Below are 17125 nucleotides of genomic sequence, written 5' to 3'. Positions count from 1 at the left end.
GCCTTCCGGACCGTGCCTTACGGGAACATCGCGTCGACCGTGTCCTGCGAGACCGAGGCGTCGCCGGGCAGGACGGGACCATTGAGCAGGGCCGCCTCACCGCTGCGCCTGTCGGGTGGCGGGCTCGTCGGCACCGACCCCTCGCCGGGCCCGGACCAGGCCCGCAGCATCTCGCCGATCCGCTCCTCGACGAGCACGATGGTGCGCACGACCTTCGAGATCCGCTGGCCGGTGAGGTCCTGAAAATTACAGGCTTCGAAGATGGTCTGCATCTCGATCTGGATCGCCGCGGCGTCGGCCCTGTTGGCGTCCTCGCCCGATCGCCGCACGATTCCGCGCGCGAGCGTGTCCACCTTCTCCGAGGCCGTCAGGATCGCGTTGGTGGCGTCTTCCGTGCCCTGCACGACGGCGTGGAGTTCGTCGCGGGCCCGGCTCGTCTCCTGTTCCTGCCGAAGGTCGGCAATCTCCTGACGGGTCCGCGCGATCGCGTCGGAGATCGACAGGAGCTGGGTTCGCAGGAGCCCGACCCCCTCTTCGATGGAGACAACGTCCGGCAGAGCACGGGCCATGATCGGGGATCGCCAGGCGGTTTATAGTGGCTCGCGAAAATATCGGCGATCTCTTAAGCTGCGCTTAATGCGATTTATCTCGATTTGGTTACCTGTCTGCCAGGGAGATCACGACTTTAAAACGGCCTATTTCCGAACCGGGCGCCGCTCAAATCGCGTCGCTCGCGCGCATTGTCTCGTGAAGTCGGAGAACTGGTGCTCACGTGTCCGTTACTTCGGCGCCGAACGGCGCTATTCCAGCGAAGCCCTGTCGCGTGACCGGGAACGCGATGTTTTCAACTGTTAGTTGACGATAAGAGACTATACCGTCATCTACCGCGCAGGGTTGTGGTGAGGAAGAGTCGACTTTGAGCAGTGATGCGCGGAGAAAAGTAAGCTTTTGATGCTTCATCGAGCTCGGTGGTTCCAACTTCGAGCTGGGATGTGAGCACGGCAATCCGAGCGGCGTGGCGCTCGCTCGTCATCCGGGAGCTGGCCTCGCGGTACGCGCAGGCCCGCGATGGTGCGACGGCCGTCGAGTTCGCTCTGGTGGCTTTGCCGTTCTTCGCACTGGTCGGGGCCTGCCTCGAGAACGGGATCGTTTTCTGGGAGCAGGAGATCCTGCAGCAGGCGGTGTCCGACGCCAGCCGGCAGATCTACACTGGCGCGTTCCAGACGACGAACGCGGGCACAACCGACACCGCGACGCTGATGAGCCGCTTCCGCACGGCGATCTGCACGCAACCGAATGGCACCCCCCGGGTGACGATCTTCACCTGCGCCAACGTCCGGGTCAGCGTGACCAAGGTGGCCGACTACGACTCCGCCAATCCGGTCTCGCCCGTCGCGACCAACGCCAGCGGGGCGAGCGACTGGAATCCGAACTTCGCCGGCTACGCGTGCGCCGGAAACTCGGCCATCGTGGTCGTGCAGGCCGCCGTGGATATCCCGGTCTTCTTCCCTCTGCTCGGTGCCGGTGTGCCCAATCTGCCGAACAAGCGGCGAGTGCTGCAGGCCGCGACGGTGTTCAAGGTGGAACCGTACACCGCACCGTCGGGGTGCTCTTGATGGACGGTCTGCCGGTCCGCCTCAGCCGCTTTCGCCGCGACGAGCGCGGGATCGCCGCCGTCGAGTTCGCGCTCGTCCTGCCCCTGCTGATCATCCTGTACTTCGGGACCGCCGAGCTGACGCGCGTCGTCGACGCGACCCGGAAACTGACCCTTTTCGCGCGCACGCTCGGCGATCTGTCCGGTCGCATGGACAATGCCCTGGCGACGCAGGACGGGATGACGAAGATCGCCGGTGCGGCGACCGCGATCCTGCGCCCGCTGGACGCATCCGGTTTGCAGATCGTCGTCAACGCGATGGGCGTGGAGTCGATCAACGGGACGCTCAAGGGCTTCGTCTGTTCGAGCTGGCCGCAGAACGCGACGAAGCGCCCGGCCAATCAGGCCAACGGGAGCAACGGGCTCCCCGCGACTCCGGCCGCCTATCAGTTCGACGGTGCCCGCTACATTTTGGCGGAAGTCACGATGCCCTACACCCCGATCATCGGGAGCGCCCTGTACCGTTGGATCTTCGGGGGCCGCGGCTTGACGTTCACGCGGCAGGTCCCGTGGTCGGAGCGAACGCCCAGCGAAATCGTCATGCCGGGCGGCGCCGCCTGCCCGGTCTACAACTAAGGTTCGAGGAAGGCCCGTGTCGGTATTCCGTATCCGGTTGAACCGTGCTCTCGAGATGGTCGCGACGGCGTTTTTTCGGGCGCGCTCCGGTCAAGTCGCGGTCACGTTCGCGCTCGTGACGCTGCCGGTCATGTTCGCCACGGCCGCGGCGGTCGATTACGGGCGCCGCAACGCCGCCAAGACCCAACTCGACGCCGCGCTCGACGGCGCCGTGCTCGCGGTGATGTCGCAGAAGACCAACACGATCCCGACGACAACCTTGCAGAACATGGAGACCCAGTTCCGTACGGAGGCCGCCAAGGTCCCGGGTGTGACAGTCACCTCCTTCACGCCCGGAGCGCCGGTCAACACCTCGAAGACGCTGAGCCTGACTGCGAGCTACACGGCGACGGTCAAGACCAGCTTGGCGTCGATGATGCAGATCCCGGCCATGCCTGTCAGCGGCACGTCTTCGGCGACCCGCAATACGTCACAATATATCAACTATTACCTCTTGCTCGACAACTCGCCGTCGATGGGTCTCGCGGCGACCGATGCCGACGTCCAAAACATGAAGATCGCGACCAACGGTTGCGCATTCGCGTGCCACCAGCACACGTTCGACAAGAAGGGCAACATTACCGGCGATGATCAGAACGACAATTATCACATCGCTTTGAGGAACAACATCAAGCTGCGCATCCAGGTCCTGCGGGAGGCCGTCTCCGCACTCGTCGATCAGGCGAACGTCAGCATGCTGCTGCCGCAGCAGTTTCAGATGGAGATGTGGACCTTCAACGATTCGGTGACACAGACGAAATTGCAGGCGATGACGCCGACGTTGAACAACATCAAGAACGCGGCCCCGAACATCGACATCGCGTACGCATACTACAATCAGTCGGACAATCAGACCGATTTCGAGCGCGCGATTGCGAGAATGAACACGACGATCCCAGCCAGCGGCGACGGTCTGACACCGGATAAGCCGATCCGCTTTCTCTTCCTGGTCACCGACGGTGTCGAGGATACCGGTGGGAGCGTCACCAACCAGAGCGCGGGTTTCCAGATACAGAGCAACCGCTTCATCGGGCCCCTCAGCCCGTCGACCTGTTCAGCCCTTAAGAACAAGAACGTCAAGATCGGCATCATCTACACGCAGTACCTGCCGATCTACGACAACGATTTCTATAACCGGTACGTGAGGCCTTACGAGTCGCAGATCGGGCCGTCCCTGCAGGCCTGCGCATCCGACGGTATGTATTTCCCGGTCACCACGAACGGCGACATCACCGCCGCCATGCTGAAGCTTTTCAGCACCACGCTCGCGAGCGTGCGGCTGAGCAACTGACACGCTGCGTCGGGCTCAGCTCGGAGGTGGCGATCCGAGGACGTTGACCCACAGGACGATGGTCTGGCTGCGCGGGTCGGGATTGCTGAAGCGGTGCGGCCGCCGGCTCTCGAAGCGGAAGCTGTCGCCCTCCGCGAGCTGAAGCGTGCGCGACTCGACGATCAGGGTGAGCCGCCCAGCGAGGACGAGGCCGGCCTCCTCCCCGTCGTGACTGAACAGCTCGTCGCCGGTGCTCGCCCCGGCCTTCAGCACCATGTGGAACAGGCTCATCCCCTGCGTGCCGCCGGGCGGGGTCAGGAGCTGCTTGGTGATGCCGGCCCGCCAGAGCTGAAGTTCCGGCCGGTCCTTCCGGAAGACCACGATCGGGTCGGGGTCAGGCGCGTCGGGCCCGGGCTCGAAGAGGCCGCCGATCCCGATCTGCAGCGTGTCGGCGAGCAGCGCCAGGACCCGAAGGGACGGCGACGACAGACCCCGCTCGACCTGGCTGATGAAGCCGATCGACAGGCCCGTGCTGGACGCCACAGCTTCGAGCGAGAGACCGCGCGCGCGCCGCAGGCCACGCAGGCGCTGACCCACGGCCCGGTCGACCGGTTCCGGACCCGTTGCCTCGCTGCGGGGGATGCTCACGGTCACGCCAGCCTGCCTCTCCTGGGCTTCTTCATGCACGTGAAAGTCGCTTGCGTCGATACCGAAAACATGCGGTATTCTTCACGAGAATGAAAGCGGGCGCCGGCTTCCGCCGCGTGACCCGGGCAATGCACGGGAGCGGCACCATGAGAAGACGGTTGGCGAAGCTGTGTCTGTCGTCGGCGCTGCTCCTCGGCATCCTCGGGGCCGCCGTCGGCGCGCAGCCCCTGAAGGTGGGTTCGACGCCCACGGGTCTGCCCTTCACCTTCCTCGACACCAAGACGAACACCATTCAGGGCGTGATGGTCGACCTGGTCAACGCGGTCAGCAAGGAAGCCGGCTTCACGGTCGCGGTGGAGCCGCTGCAATTCTCCACGCTGATCCCGGCCCTCACTGCCTCGAAGATCGACATCATCGCGGCGGCGATGTTCATCACGCCGCAGCGCAAGGAGGTCGTGTCGTTCTCGGCGCCCGTCTACAGCTACGGCGAGGGGCTGATCGTGCCGAAGACCGACACGAAGGATTACACGTCCTTCGCCGACCTGAAGGGTGAGACCGTCGGCGCCCAGGTCGGCACCGCCTTCGTCGAGCCGCTGAAGAAGTCGGGGCTCTTCAACGAGGTGAAGATCTACGACGCGATCCCCGACATCATCCGCGACGTGAATTCCGGGCGGCTGAAGGCCGGCTTCGCCGACGCGCCGATCCTGGCCTACTACGTGAAGCAGGGGCTGTTCCCCGGCGTCCGCCTGGTCGAGACCTTCAAGCCGACCGTGGTCGCCTCGGTGGGCCTCAGCGTCCGAAAGACCGACACCGAACTCTTGGCCAAGATCGACGCGGCGCTCGCCAAGCTGAAAGCCGATGGGACGCTCCAGGCGATCCTCACCAAGTGGGGCCTGCCGCCGTCGGCCGACCGGTCCTGACTTTCATGCGCGAGTTCCTCGCCGACGCCCAGGACTACCTGCCGATCCTGCTTCAGGGCGTGCAGCTCACCATCCTGATCACCCTTGCGTCCCTGGTGGTCTCGACCCTCCTCGGGCTGGTCTGGGCGGTGATGCGGGTCTCCGGCATCGCGGTCCTTTCGGGCTTCAGCGCGGTGATGATCAACATCCTGCGCGGCATCCCGATCATCGTGCAGTTGTTCTACATCTACTTCGTGATGCCCGATTTCGGCCTGTCGCTCACCGCCGTCCAGGCGGCGATCATCGGGCTCGGCATCGCCTACTCGGCCTATCAGGCCGAGAACTTCCGCGCCGGCATCGAGGCGGTGGATCGCGGCCAGGTCGAGGCGGCGCTGTCGATCGGCATGGGCTGGGGCATGACCATGCGGCGGGTGATCCTGCCGCAGGCGATCCGGATCGCGCTGCCGCCCTACGGCAACATCATGATCATGATGCTCAAGGACTCGTCGCAGGCCTCGACCATCACGGTCGCCGAGCTGGCGCTCCAGGGAAAGCTGATCGCCTCGTCGACCTTCAAGAACACCAGCGTCTACACGCTGGTGGCGCTGATGTACCTCGCGCTGAGCCTTCCGCTGATCCTGATGGTCCGCCACTTCGAGGCGAAGGGGCGGCACCGATGATCGTGCTGGAGGACGTCCGGAAGCATTACGGCGCGCTGGAGGTGATCAAGGGCGTCTCGGCCGAGGTCACGAAGGGCGAGGTCGTCTGCATCATCGGGCCCTCGGGATCCGGCAAGTCGACCCTCCTGCGCTGCATCAACGGGCTCGAGGCCTACGACGGCGGCGAGATCCGCGTCGACGGGCAACGGGTGGACCGGGACAAGCGCGGCATCAAGGCGATCCGCACGCGGGTCTCCATGGTCTTCCAGCGCTTCAACCTGTTCGCCAACCGGACCGCCCTCGAGAACGTCGTCGAGGGGCCGATCCACGTGAAGGGCGAGCCCCGTGGGGAGGCCGAGGAGCGGGCGCGCGCCCTGCTCGCGCGAGTCGGGCTCTCGGGCAAGGAGCACGCCCGGCCGAACGAGCTCTCCGGCGGGCAGCAGCAGCGTGTCGCGATCGCCCGGGCACTCGCCATGCGACCGGAGGCGATCCTGTTCGACGAGCCGACGTCGGCCCTCGATCCCGAGCTGGTCGGCGACGTGCTGAAGGTCATGCGGGCTCTGGCCGACGAGGGCATGACGATGATCGTGGTCACCCACGAGATCGGCTTCGCCCGCGAGGTCGCCGACCGGGTCCTGTTCCTCGACGGCGGTCGCCTCGTCGAGCAGGGGCCGGCCGCCGAAGTCCTCAACCGGCCGCAGAACCCGCGCACCCGGGACTTCCTGCAGCGCGTGCTGCACCCGCTCTAGGAGAAACCGTGGCCGAACCGTTCCCGCTCGCACCCTCGCTCTGGGCCACCACGGCGGCGCCCGCGCCGGACACGCCGCCCCTCGCCAGATCGGGGTTGGCCGAGGTGGTGATCGTCGGCGGCGGGTTCTGCGGCCTCTCCACCGCCCTGCATCTCGCCGAGCGCGGCATCCGACCCGTCGTGCTCGAGGCGCAGGAGGTCGGCTACGGCGGGTCCGGTCGCAACGGTGGCCAGGTCATCCCGGGCCTCAAATACGATCCCGCCGACCTCGTCGCGCGGTTCGGTCGGGAGCGCGGCGAGCGGCTCGCGCGCTTCGCCGGCGGGACCGCCGACGTCGTGTTCGATCTCATCGCCCGGCACGGGATGGACGTGCCGCACCGCCGCTCCGGCTGGATCCAGGGCGCCCATACCGAGGTCGGGCTCGCCGAGGTCGCGAAGCGGGCGGCCCAGTGGGCGGAGCTCGGGGCCCCGACCCGCGTCCTCGACCGGGCCGAGACCGAGCAGCTGCTGGGGACCGACCGCTATCTCGGCGGCTGGCTCGACGGCCGCGGCGGGGCGATCCAGCCCCTGAGCTACGCCCGCGGCCTCGCCCGGGCTGCCCAGAAGGCCGGCGCCACGATCCACGGCGCGTCGCCTGTCACCGCCCTCGAACGGACCGGGTCGGGCTGGACGGTCACGACGGCCCAGGGCGAGCGGGTGACGACCGGCCGGGTCGTTCTGTGCACCAACGGCTACACGGGCGGGCTCTGGCCGAACCTCGCGCGAACGGTGATCGCGGCGAATTCGTTCCAGGTCGCGACGGTGCCGCTGACCGACAACCTTCGGCGCTCGATCCTGCCCGAAGGTCACGTCTCCTCGGACACGCGGAAGCTCCTGCTCTATTTCCGCCTCGACCATACCGGCCGCCTGCTGATGGGCGGGCGCGGGCCGTTCCGGGAGCCGCGCAGCCCCGCCGACTGGGCGCATCTCGAGCGGATCGTGGCCAAGCTCTTCCCGCAGCTGGACGGGATCGCCTTCGACCATCGCTGGTGCGGCCGGGTCGCGATCACCCGGGACTACCTGCCCCATCTCCACGAGCCGGCGCCCGGCCTGCTCATCGATATCGGCTGCCAGGGTCGGGGCGTCGGCCTGCAGTCGGCGATGGGCCGGGCGATGGCCACCTACATCGCCACCGGGGATGCCGGCAGCCTGCCTTTGCCGCTCACGCCGATCGAGCCGCTTCCGCTTCACGGTCTCAACCGGCTGTACGTCTCGGCGATCATCGCGTGGTACCGCCTGCGTGACGGGGGCATTCGCTGATCGGTCCGGCGCGCCGTCGAACGCGCCGTCACCGCGGGTGCCACAGCGCCGCGCTGAGGCCCAGAGCGACGGCGCCAGGGCGACGGCGCTAGGGCGAGGAGCGCGCTCCGATGCGGGCCGGTGCCTACTGGAAGCGCCGCATCTCCGGTGCCAGCGAGCGCCCCGCGTCGAGCAGGGCGCGGACCTTGCGGGTGGCGTGCTGGAGAATGTCCGGCCGCGCGTCCTCGTAGGACGTCTCCTCGACGAAGCTCCGCAGCGCCTCCGTGATCCGGTCCTCGATCTCGTCCATGAGAGCCAGTCCCTCCGGACCTTCCCGCCGGAGATGCGCGTCCGCGAGCGTCAGGTAGGCCGCGCTCGCCAGCAGGAAAGCGATCCCGTTCGCTTCCTGCGCCGCCGCGGAACTCGCGTCGCCGCCGTCCATGCCGTCTGCGACGTCGTCGTCCATCGGCTCACATACTCCCCGTTCGTTGCCCACGCTGTGCCGCCCCCGCCGCGGCGCGCCAAGTAGAGAAAAAGGGTCGGTCCCCGTCACCATTCGGGCGACGTCGGGGGCCGATCCGACCTTCCGGTCCCGCTCCGGTCTCAACGGCCCGGATCGGCGCGGTCCTGTGCCGCGCGCCGCTCGCGCATCCGGTGAAGCGCCCGGCGCCAGGCATCCACCACCGCCTCGCGTGCGCGGGATTCGGTCTCGCGGTTGGACTCCGCCGGTCGGGCCTTGCCGTCGGGCTGCCTGCTGCGGGCTCTCGGATCTCGATTCATGATCGCCTCCTGTCGTGTCGGGACCGAGAGACACCGGATCGGGCGACGCCGCGGTGAGCCGGCACACGCGGACCGTGAAAACCGCGTGCGGCGGAGCACAGGCGGCCGACAGCCCCGAGGAGCGCGCAATTTTTCTGATCGTGGACCGAAGAGTTTTTCAGGAGCGCCGAACTCCATACTCGGAGTACTGTCACGAGGCCGGCATGTGCCCTCGTGCAGTGCCGCAAATATTGATGCGGTGCAATAACGATCGTATTCAAAACTCAGCCGACTCCCGGGGCCGAGACGTCCCGGCACCACGGGGGCGGCGCATGGCACAGTCGGAGGCGGCGGGCATCACGGCCGGCCGCTCCCGGAGGTGCCGGGGAGGATCACGGGCTCCATGAGGAAGAACAAGGTCATCTCGGCGGAAGAGGCGATCGCGCTGATCCGCGAGAACGACGTCGTGACCACCACGGGGTTTGTCCAGAGCTGCATCCCGGAGGCCCTGCACGCCGCCCTCGAGAAGCGGTTCGTCGAGACCGGATCGCCGCGCGGCCTCACCCTGATCATGACGGCGGGCGCCGGCGACAGCAAAGGGCTCGGCACCGGCCGCCTGCACCATGACGGCCTCCTCTCGCGGGTCATCGCGGCCAATTTCGGCCGCATGCCGAAGGTGGCCAAGGCCGCCCAGGACAACCTGATCCGCGGCTACAACCTGCCCCAGGGCGTGATCTCCCAGCTCTATCGGGCCTGCGCGGCGGGGCAGCCGGGCCTGTTCTCGAAGGTCGGCCTGAAGACCTATGTCGACCCGCGACACGGGGGCGCCAAGGTCAACGAGCTGACCACCGAGGATATTGTCAAACTCGTCGAGGTCGATGGCGAGGAGTGGCTGTTCTACACGGCGACCAAGATCGACGTCGCCTTCATCCGCGCCACCTCGGCCGACCCGTCGGGCAATCTCTCCTACGAGAAGGAGGCGCTGACCCTGGACTGCCTCGCCCAGGCCATGGCGGCCCGAAACAACGGCGGCATCGTCATCGCCCAGGTCGAGCGCATCGTCGACGACGGCTACCTCCTGCCGAAGGACGTGCGTGTCCCCGGCATTCTCGTCGACTGCGTTGTGGTGGCCGAGCCCGAGATGCACCGGATGAACTACGGCGTGATGCACGACGCCGCGCTGGCCGGCGAGATCCGGGTCCCGGTCACCGGCATCAAGCGGATGGCGCTCAACGAGCGCAAGATCATCGCGCGCCGCGCCGCCTTCGAGCTGCCGCCGAACGGCGTAGTCAATCTCGGCGTCGGCGCGCCCGAGGGGATCTCATCGGTCGCCAACGAGGAGAAGATCACCCCCTACATCACGCTCACCACCGAGGCGGGCGCGGTGGGCGGAGTGCTGGCCTCCGGTTCGAGCTTCGGCGCCGCCACCAACGCCGATTGCATCATCGACCAGAACCAGATGTTCGACTTCTACGACGGCGGCGGCCTCGACATGACCTGCCTGGGCATGGCCGAGTGCGATGCGGCCGGCAACGTCAACACCTCGCGGTTCGGCGGCAAGCTGAACGGCTGCGGCGGCTTCATCAACATCTCGCAGAACGCCCGCACCGTCGTGTTCGCCGGGACGTTCACGGCCGGCGGCCTGGAGATCGCGGTGAGCGACGGTCAGGTGCGCATCGTGCAGGAGGGCAAGGCCCGCAAGTTCGTGACCCAGGTCCAGCAGAACACGTTCTCCGGTCCCTACGCGGTCGAGCGCTCGCAGCCGGTCCTCTACGTGACCGAGCGCTGCGTCTTCCAGCTGACGCCGGAGGGGCTGGAACTGGTCGAGGTCGCGCCCGGGATCGATATCGAGCGCGACATCCTCGCCCACATGGACTTCGCCCCCGTGGTGCGCAATCCGGTGCCGATGGACCCGCGGATCTTCCGCGACGAGCCGATGGAGCTGATCTCGGACCTGCTCAACCTCGATCTCAAGTCCCGCGTCAGCTACGACGGCGAGCGCAACATCCTCTTCGTCAACCTGGAGGGCTGGTACTGCCGGGTGAAGGGCGACATGGACGAGCTGCGCATGACCATCGTCGAGGCCTGCCGGAAGGCGGGTCAGCGGGTCAACGCCGTGATCAACCACGACGGCTTCCGGCTCAACGAGAACTTGGTCGACGACTACGCCGGCATGGTCCAGTACCTGCAGGCGAACTACTACGCGACCACCACCCGGTACGCGACGAGCGCCTTCCTGCGCCTCAAGATGGAGGAAGCCCTGAACAAGCGCGGGGTCGCGCCGCACGTCTTCGAGCGCAAGGAGGAGGCGCAGGCGTTCGTGAGCAGCACCGCGGACAAGAAGGCTCGCAAGCGCATCTCCCCGGCGGTCGCGTCTGCGGCCTGACGACCGGCCGGGCTCGCACGCTCCGGGAGCGCGGGATGCCGGTCGCGCCCGCCGCGTGGCCGGTGCCGTAGTCGGATTCAGGCGATCGGCAAGCCGAGGACCCTCCGCGATTCCTCGGACAGCACCGCGTGGCGGGCGGATTCGGGGCCGTCATTCGGCGTCTGCGCGGCCGCCTGCGTGACCAGGTCCCGGAACCGCTTCTTGTCGAGGGCGCGGCCGCGCAGGCTTCCGAGCACGGCGTCCAGCACCATGCGGACGGCTTTGGCACGCTGGCGCTCGCGATCGAGTTCGGCGGCGAGGAGCGGATCCCCGAACTGGGCCGCGCCGAGCGGCGCGACCAGCACGGCGCTGTCGATGACGGCGGGGTCCCGATCGTCCACCTCGGCGGCGGTATCCGCGATTCCGTCGAGGATCTTGGTCGCCTCGGTCAGCAGGATCCTGTGCTGGACCGCTGCCGAGTGATTCCCCGGCACTTTCTGGCTGGCCGCGCCGATCAGGCGCTTGAACTTGGCCCGATCCAGCCCGAATCGACCGATGCTGGCGCGCAGCGCTGCCAGCACCGTGCGGAGCGCGTCGGTCCTATAGGTCGCCTTGAGGAGCTGGTCCCGCAGGGCCCCCGCCGAGGCCATCTCCACGAAGGACGTCTCGGGCAGTTGCTGCACCTGCTCCGCCAGCTCGACGATCGCGCGCTGCATCAGCGCGGTGCGCTGCTCGCGGATCTCGTCCGGCGCCAGGCGCTGGCGTCCCTTGCGGAGCCACACGAAGAATTCCGTCGCGTCCATGTCGAGGGAATCCTCGACGCGCAGATCGATGTAGCCGAGCTGCGACAGCTCCAGGATCATCAGGTTGAAGCTCGCCGGCACGAATACCCACGCATGGGCGTCGGCGTAGTGCGGCAGCTGCGCGGCGCCGAGCCACTGCGCCTCGTCGGTCAGCGGGTTGGCCGGGATGGCCGGCCGCGTGTCCCGGCCCGACCAGGCGCCGACCGTGCCGTTGTCCTTCAGCGCCATGTTCAGGGCGTAGTCGATGTGGGTCCGGACCGTGTGACGGTTCCGCTTCTCCAAGAAGGCCGCGATCGCGTCCGCCGTCCCGGTCAGGGAGCGGTAGAAATCGAAGCATTTGCGCTTGTCGGGCACGGCCAGGATCACGACGCCGTCCGGCCGGAGCAGCGTCTCGGCGGCGCGCAGGAAGGTCACCACGTCGGTGGTGTGCTCGATGACGTGGCTGGCGATGAACGCGTCGAACGTCCCGTGCTGCTCCACCGGGACCGCGTCGGCGATCGAGCCCCCCGTCCAGACGAAATCGACCTCCTCGATCCGGTCGACGGTCTGGTCGTGATACTTCTCGATGAGCTCGGCGCGCGACGCGTGATCGATGACGAACGTGTTCCAGCCGTCGCGCTTCGGCGCGAGCGGGCTGAAGCTCGGGCCAACCTCGACGATGCGGGCATCCTTGGTCAGCGACCTCAGGAGTTGCTGCGCACGATCCATTGCATCTAAGCTCCGAACAAACGCTTCGCGAATGCGCTGTGGAAGCGCGGTGAATGCCGCGTTGGCGGGAAGGGATGCCGTTGCACAAGAGGCCGCTCGCCGCCGTGACCATGACCTACAATGAAACGACCATGCTTCCGCTCTGGCTGAAGCACTACGAGCGGCAGGTCGGGGCTGAAAACTGTTATATCCTCGACCACGGCTCCGACGACGGCTCGACAACCGGGCTGCGCGCGAACGTCATCCGATTGCCGCGACTGCCCCTGAACGAGTGGGAGCGCGCCCACACAGTCAGGGATTTCTGCGCATCTTTGTTCATCGGCTTCAAATATGTTCTCTATGCGGACAGCGACGAGCTGATCCTTCCAGATCCCGACGTGTCGCCGAACCTCTCAGACTATATCGCCGCGCGATCGCTGCCCCCAATTCTCGATCTGTTCGGAGCCGATGTCATGCACGTGCAGGACGAGGCTCCCATCAACGTCGCGGCGCCCATCTCTGGCCAGCGGGGATTCATCCGTCCGATATCGACCCTGTGCAAGTCCACCATCGTGTCGGAGCGGGTCGACTGGCATGTCGGCTTCCATTGCCTGATCCAGGATCACCGCCCCGATTTTCGCGACCTGTTCCTGTTCCATCTGGCGTATTTGGATCACGACATACTCTTCAGGCGCCAGCAGAAGCGGAATGCGGCCGCGCCGATCGGCATCCCGAATTCGCACCACGCCATCGACCCGACGGAGTTCCTGACCTTCGTGAAGGCGGATGTCGGCCGGATCCCGCGCCGTCGCGTTCAGATGCGGCCGGGTGAGGCCCATTTCGAGACGACGAAGCGGATCTTCGCCGACGCGATCGAGCGTAAGAGTGTGGTCCAGGCGCCCGACCTCTGGCAGCTGCCCGAACGCTTCGTCGGATCCTTCTGAGTCCGGACAGGCGACCATGCGCGGAGACCGTCGCGGGTGCGCGGGCGCCGCCATCCGGTATACGTCGGACCGCCCGACGCCGCTTCGGCTGCGCTGGCGAATCCGGGAGGAGGCCCGACCCTGCGCGACGAACAGAGCCTGACTGCGCCGGATGCCGACGCGTGCCGCGCCGACGCGCCCAGCGCCGGTCGCGTCGCGGATCTCGCGCACGCGGCGCTCATCGGCGAATTGGAGACATGGCCCAAGCCCGGCCTCGTGAGCCCGGTCGATTCCGGCAGCCACGACGACATGGATGCGGAGACTCTCCGCCGCAGCGCGGCGGCGATCCGGCCGTTCTTCGCGGAGCTGGTCGCGGCGGGTGCCCGCGCGGCGGAGATGGCGGAGCTGCGGGCCATCGGTCTGAAAGCCGAGACCGCGATGATGCGGGCGACGGGCGGCGTCAACGCGCATCGGGGCGCGATCTTCTCGCTCGGCCTGATCTGCGCCGTGGCGGGAGCGAAAGGTGAAGGGCACGGTGTCGGGCGGGCCGGGGCCGAGGCCCTGGCCGAGGCGGTTGGGCATCTCTGGGGGCCGGCGATCAGCCGGGCACCGGTCTCGGCTGTCAGCCACGGCGGCCGCGCGGCGCGGCGCTTCGGCGTCGGCGGCGCCAGTGCCGAGGCCGCTTCGGGCTTCCCGACGATCCGGGCCATCGGCCTTCCCGCCCTCCGCTTCGGCCGTTCCTGCGCCCCCGGCGATCCCGAGGCGGCGCGCGTGCACTGCTTCTTCGCGCTCCTGGCGGTCGTCGACGACACGAATCTCCTGCACCGCGGCGGCGCCGACGGCCTCGTCGGCGCGCGCGCGGCCGCCGCAACCTTTCTCGACGCCGGCGGCATCGCGGCTCCGGCTTGGCGCGAGCGCGCGGCGGCGATCCACCGCTCTTTCGTGGCCGCGCGCCTGAGTCCCGGCGGCTGCGCCGATCTCCTCGCCGCGACGCTGCTGCTGGACGCCCTGGCCTCCGCGCCCTGACGCGCGAGCAGCCCCGGGTCGCGTCGGTCGCAGTTTCGCGGGTGCGGTCGATACCTACATCCGGATCCTGTTCCCCCTCCCCCACCGGACCGCCCGTGACCCTGTTCAGGATCGCCCTCCTCGCGCTCGCCGCGCTCTTCCTCGTGCCGGTGGCGGTCTCAGCCCTGCTCTACGCGACGCGCGCGAGCGGCGACTGGCGTCTGGCGGATCGGTCCAGCGCCGGACTGCTGCCGCGCGCGGACGCGCATCCCGGCGCCGTGCTGCGCATCTTCTCGGCGCGGACCGTGAGCTGGCGCGGCATCGTGGCGACGCACAGCTGGATCGTCCTCAAGGAGGCCGGCGCCCGCGCCTACAGCCGGTTCGACTACACGGCCTGGGGGCAGCCGATCTGGGTCGACCGGTTCGTGCCGGACGGGCGCTGGTTCGGGAACCCGCCGACGACCGTGTTCGCGGCCGACGGGCCCGAGGCGGAGACGATGCTCCCGCGGATCCGGCAGGCCGTGGCCGAGTACCGCTACAGCCGGCCCGGCGACTACGTCGTCTGGCCTGGTCCGAACTCGAACACCTTCGTGGCCGCCGTCATGGCGGCGGTTCCGGAGATCCGCGCGAGCCTGCCGACGACCGCGATCGGCAAGGATTTCCCCTACGACGGGCGCTGGATCGGTCCGACGCCGTCCCGTACCGGCATCCGCCTCAATCTCGGCGGGTATGCCGGCCTGACGCTCGGCTGGGTCGAGGGCCTGGAGCTGAACCTGCTCGGCGCCGTCGCCGGGATCGACCTGCGGCGGCCCGGGATCAAGTTGCCGGCCCTGGGGCGGGTCGGCCTCTGAGCGCTCTCCAGGCAACCGCGAAGCCTGCAGAGTCGGAGTTGGGCCACCGCGTTGCCCGGGGCGCACGAACGGCAGCGCCCCGGGCCACGCCGCTCACGGAGCGAGGTCGTGGACCGGCTCCTTCACCGGCGTTGCGCTGCTGTTGAGCACGGTGCTCCCGGTCGTGACCGGCTTGAGCACGGCCCGGTCGATCTGCGGCGGGGTCGGGAGCCGGAGCTGCGCGCTCGTGTCGGCCCACGCGCGGGCGACACGGTCCGGATCGTCGTTGAGCTTCGTGCCGTAGCTGGGAACGATCTCACGGATCTTCGCCTGCCATTCCGGCGTGGCGACCTTCTGGGCGAACACCTTCTCCAGGACCTGGAGCATGATCGGCGCCGCCGTGGAGGCACCGGGCGAGGCCCCGAGGAGGGCCGCGATGCTGCCGTCCTTGGCGTTCACGATCTCGGTGCCGAGCTTCAGCACGCCGCCCTTGTTCGGGTCGCGCTTGATGATCTGCACGCGCTGCCCCGCCTGCCAGAGGCGCCACTCTTCCTTCCTGGCCTTCGGGAAGTACTCGCGCAGCGCCGCGATCCGGTCGTCGTCCGACAGCATCAGCTGCCCCGCGAGGTACTCGACCAGCGGGAACTCGTCGACGCCGACCTTCATCATCGGCCAGAGATTGCTGGTGGTGGTCGAGCTGAGGAGGTCGAAGTACGAGCCCTCCTTGAGGAACTTGGTCGAGAAGGTCGCGAAAGGTCCGAACAGGATCACGCGCTTGCCGCCGAGCACGCGGGTGTCGAGATGCGGCACGGACATCGGCGGGGAGCCCACCGACGCCTTGCCGTACGCCTTGGCGAGGTGGAGCGTGGCGACGTCGGGATTGTCGTTGATCAGGAACGAGCCGCCCACCGGGAAGCCGGCGTAATCGTCCCCTTCGGGGATGCCGGATTTCTGCAGCAGGTGCAGGGCGCCCCCGCCCGCGCCGATGAAGACGAACTTCGCGTCGACCGTCCGGCGCGTCCCGTCCTTCAGGTTCTTCGCGCTCACCCGCCACGAGCCGTCGCCGTTCTTGGTGATGCTCTCGACCTCGGTCGAGAGCCGCAGGCTGAAGCTCGGCTGCTTCTGCAGGTGGGCGACGTACTGCCGGGTCACTTCGCCCCACTCGCAGTCGGTGCCGAGCGGCGACCACGTCGCGGCGACCTTCTGCTTCGGGTCACGTCCCTCCATCATCAGGGGAACCCACTTGCGGAGCTGCTCCGGATCCTCCGAATATTCCATGCCGGCGAAGAGCGGGCTCGCCTTGAGGGCCTCCCAGCGCTTCTTCAGGTAGGCGATGTTGTCGTCACCCCAGACGAAGCTCATGTGGGGCGTGTAGTTGATGAAGGCGCGCGGGTCCGTCATCACGCCGGTCTTGACCTGGTGGGCCAGGAACTGCCGGGTCACCTGGAACGCCTCGTTGATCTCCACCGCCTTGGCGATCTCGATCTGCCCGTTCTTCTTCTCGGGCGTGTAATTCAGCTCCGCCAGGGCCGAGTGTCCGGTGCCGGCGTTGTTCCAGCCGTTCGAGCTCTCGAGGGCGACCTGATCGAGACGTTCGATCATCTGGATCGACCAGTTCGGCTCCAGCTCGTTCAGCCAGACGCCGAGCGTCGCGCTCATGATCCCGCCGCCGATCAGCAGCACGTCGACCTTGCTGTCCGCGCCATCGGCCAGGGCCAGCGGGCCCGGCAGGGCCGCCAGCGCCAGGCCGGTCGCGGCCGTGCCGAGCAGTTGCCGCCGGCTGAGGGGCAGCACGTTCGCCGCCCGGCGGTCGCGCTGGTGTTGGTTATCGTCGTCGCCACGCATGGGCAGATCCCGCTTTTGCGTACCGGACCGGCCGATTGGCCGCCCCGCGTACGGAAGACACTCGATGCGACGGGCGCGAACTCCGCCCGTCCGGCCTTCCGGATCGTTTCCCCGTTCCCGTCGCGGTACGCTCGCGG

The 17125-nt window shown here is 67.9% G+C and carries 16 protein-coding genes; 11 read left to right on the top strand and 5 right to left on the bottom strand.

Annotated features, from left to right (window positions below; genetic code table 11):
• Nucleotides 1-17: 17 nt before the first annotated feature.
• On the bottom strand, nt 18-569 hold the full coding sequence (locus ACTJK8_RS01975) for a protein phosphatase CheZ (protein WP_024827623.1): 552 nt from the start codon (nt 567-569) through the stop codon (nt 18-20).
• Nucleotides 570-992: 423 nt separating this feature from the next.
• Between ACTJK8_RS01975 and ACTJK8_RS01970 the strand changes: the two genes are divergently transcribed.
• Genes ACTJK8_RS01970 through ACTJK8_RS01960 form a run of 3 tightly spaced genes read left to right on the top strand, consistent with a single transcriptional unit; the run spans nt 993 to nt 3560 of the window.
• Nucleotides 993-1616: a TadE/TadG family type IV pilus assembly protein gene (locus tag ACTJK8_RS01970; RefSeq protein WP_012317385.1), complete on the top strand. Its 624-nt coding sequence runs from the start codon at nt 993-995 to the stop codon at nt 1614-1616.
• The gene (locus tag ACTJK8_RS01965) at nt 1616-2230 is read left to right on the top strand and encodes a TadE/TadG family type IV pilus assembly protein (protein WP_012317384.1); all 615 of its coding nucleotides are present in this window, start codon (nt 1616-1618) and stop codon (nt 2228-2230) included. The genes ACTJK8_RS01970 and ACTJK8_RS01965 overlap by 1 nt, the downstream gene beginning before the upstream one ends.
• Before the next feature lie 16 nt (nt 2231-2246).
• Entirely contained in the window at nt 2247-3560 is a 1314-nt protein-coding gene (locus tag ACTJK8_RS01960; RefSeq protein ID WP_012317383.1) for a TadE/TadG family type IV pilus assembly protein, read from the top strand.
• Nucleotides 3561-3575: 15 nt separating this feature from the next.
• Here the strand turns inward: ACTJK8_RS01960 and ACTJK8_RS01955 are convergent, their stop codons facing one another.
• Nucleotides 3576-4193, bottom strand: coding sequence for a helix-turn-helix domain-containing protein (locus ACTJK8_RS01955; RefSeq protein ID WP_012317382.1), 618 nt, complete (start codon nt 4191-4193; stop codon nt 3576-3578).
• A 140-nt stretch (nt 4194-4333) separates the two neighbouring features.
• Between ACTJK8_RS01955 and ACTJK8_RS01950 the strand changes: the two genes are divergently transcribed.
• The 4 genes from ACTJK8_RS01950 to ACTJK8_RS01935 are packed head-to-tail and all read left to right on the top strand — an operon-like array spanning nt 4334 to nt 7792.
• A complete protein-coding gene (locus tag ACTJK8_RS01950) occupies nt 4334-5107 on the top strand; it encodes an ABC transporter substrate-binding protein (RefSeq protein ID WP_041372476.1) in 774 nt (257 codons plus the stop codon).
• A 5-nt stretch (nt 5108-5112) separates the two neighbouring features.
• A complete protein-coding gene (locus ACTJK8_RS01945) occupies nt 5113-5766 on the top strand; it encodes an amino acid ABC transporter permease (protein ID WP_059408275.1) in 654 nt (217 codons plus the stop codon).
• Nucleotides 5763-6494 (top strand): amino acid ABC transporter ATP-binding protein, encoded by a 732-nt coding sequence (locus ACTJK8_RS01940; RefSeq protein ID WP_012317379.1) that lies wholly within the window; start codon nt 5763-5765, stop codon nt 6492-6494. Before ACTJK8_RS01945 ends, ACTJK8_RS01940 begins: the two co-directional genes overlap by 4 nt.
• 8 nt (nt 6495-6502) lie before the next feature.
• Nucleotides 6503-7792 (top strand): NAD(P)/FAD-dependent oxidoreductase, encoded by a 1290-nt coding sequence (locus ACTJK8_RS01935; protein WP_440761431.1) that lies wholly within the window; start codon nt 6503-6505, stop codon nt 7790-7792.
• Between the two features lie 124 nt (nt 7793-7916).
• On the opposite strand, the gene ACTJK8_RS01930 is transcribed toward ACTJK8_RS01935, so the two are convergent.
• Nucleotides 7917-8237: a hypothetical protein gene (locus tag ACTJK8_RS01930; RefSeq protein WP_012317377.1), complete on the bottom strand. Its 321-nt coding sequence runs from the start codon at nt 8235-8237 to the stop codon at nt 7917-7919.
• Nucleotides 8238-8933: 696 nt separating this feature from the next.
• Between ACTJK8_RS01930 and ACTJK8_RS01925 the strand changes: the two genes are divergently transcribed.
• Complete coding sequence (locus tag ACTJK8_RS01925) at nt 8934-10916, top strand: acyl CoA:acetate/3-ketoacid CoA transferase (RefSeq protein WP_024827629.1); 1983 nt, start codon at nt 8934-8936, stop codon at nt 10914-10916.
• A gap of 77 nt (nt 10917-10993) precedes the next feature.
• On the opposite strand, the gene ACTJK8_RS01920 is transcribed toward ACTJK8_RS01925, so the two are convergent.
• The gene (locus ACTJK8_RS01920) at nt 10994-12406 is read right to left on the bottom strand and encodes a methyltransferase domain-containing protein (RefSeq protein WP_440761430.1); all 1413 of its coding nucleotides are present in this window, start codon (nt 12404-12406) and stop codon (nt 10994-10996) included.
• A 110-nt stretch (nt 12407-12516) separates the two neighbouring features.
• Here ACTJK8_RS01920 and ACTJK8_RS01915 point away from each other — a divergent pair, with 110 nt between their 5' ends.
• The 3 genes from ACTJK8_RS01915 to ACTJK8_RS01905 all read left to right on the top strand — a co-directional run bounded on the left by ACTJK8_RS01915 (nt 12517) and on the right by ACTJK8_RS01905 (nt 15164).
• The gene (locus tag ACTJK8_RS01915) at nt 12517-13329 is read left to right on the top strand and encodes a glycosyltransferase family 2 protein (RefSeq protein WP_244632916.1); all 813 of its coding nucleotides are present in this window, start codon (nt 12517-12519) and stop codon (nt 13327-13329) included.
• 36 nt (nt 13330-13365) lie between these two features.
• On the top strand, nt 13366-14334 hold the full coding sequence (mdcB, locus tag ACTJK8_RS01910) for a triphosphoribosyl-dephospho-CoA synthase MdcB (RefSeq protein WP_127991759.1): 969 nt from the start codon (nt 13366-13368) through the stop codon (nt 14332-14334).
• Between the two features lie 95 nt (nt 14335-14429).
• On the top strand, nt 14430-15164 hold the full coding sequence (locus ACTJK8_RS01905; RefSeq protein ID WP_053620298.1) for a DUF3750 domain-containing protein: 735 nt from the start codon (nt 14430-14432) through the stop codon (nt 15162-15164).
• A 93-nt stretch (nt 15165-15257) separates the two neighbouring features.
• Here the strand turns inward: ACTJK8_RS01905 and mqo are convergent, their stop codons facing one another.
• Complete coding sequence (mqo, locus tag ACTJK8_RS01900) at nt 15258-16988, bottom strand: malate dehydrogenase (quinone) (RefSeq protein ID WP_012317370.1); 1731 nt, start codon at nt 16986-16988, stop codon at nt 15258-15260.
• Nucleotides 16989-17125 lie beyond the last annotated feature (137 nt).

It is taken from the genome of Methylobacterium sp. 22177, from assembly GCF_052045615.1.
Taxonomy (GTDB): Bacteria; Pseudomonadota; Alphaproteobacteria; order Rhizobiales; family Beijerinckiaceae; genus Methylobacterium; species Methylobacterium radiotolerans.
The sequence above is the reverse complement of the archived record's forward strand: the minus strand, read 5'-3'. Positions and strand labels throughout refer to the sequence as shown.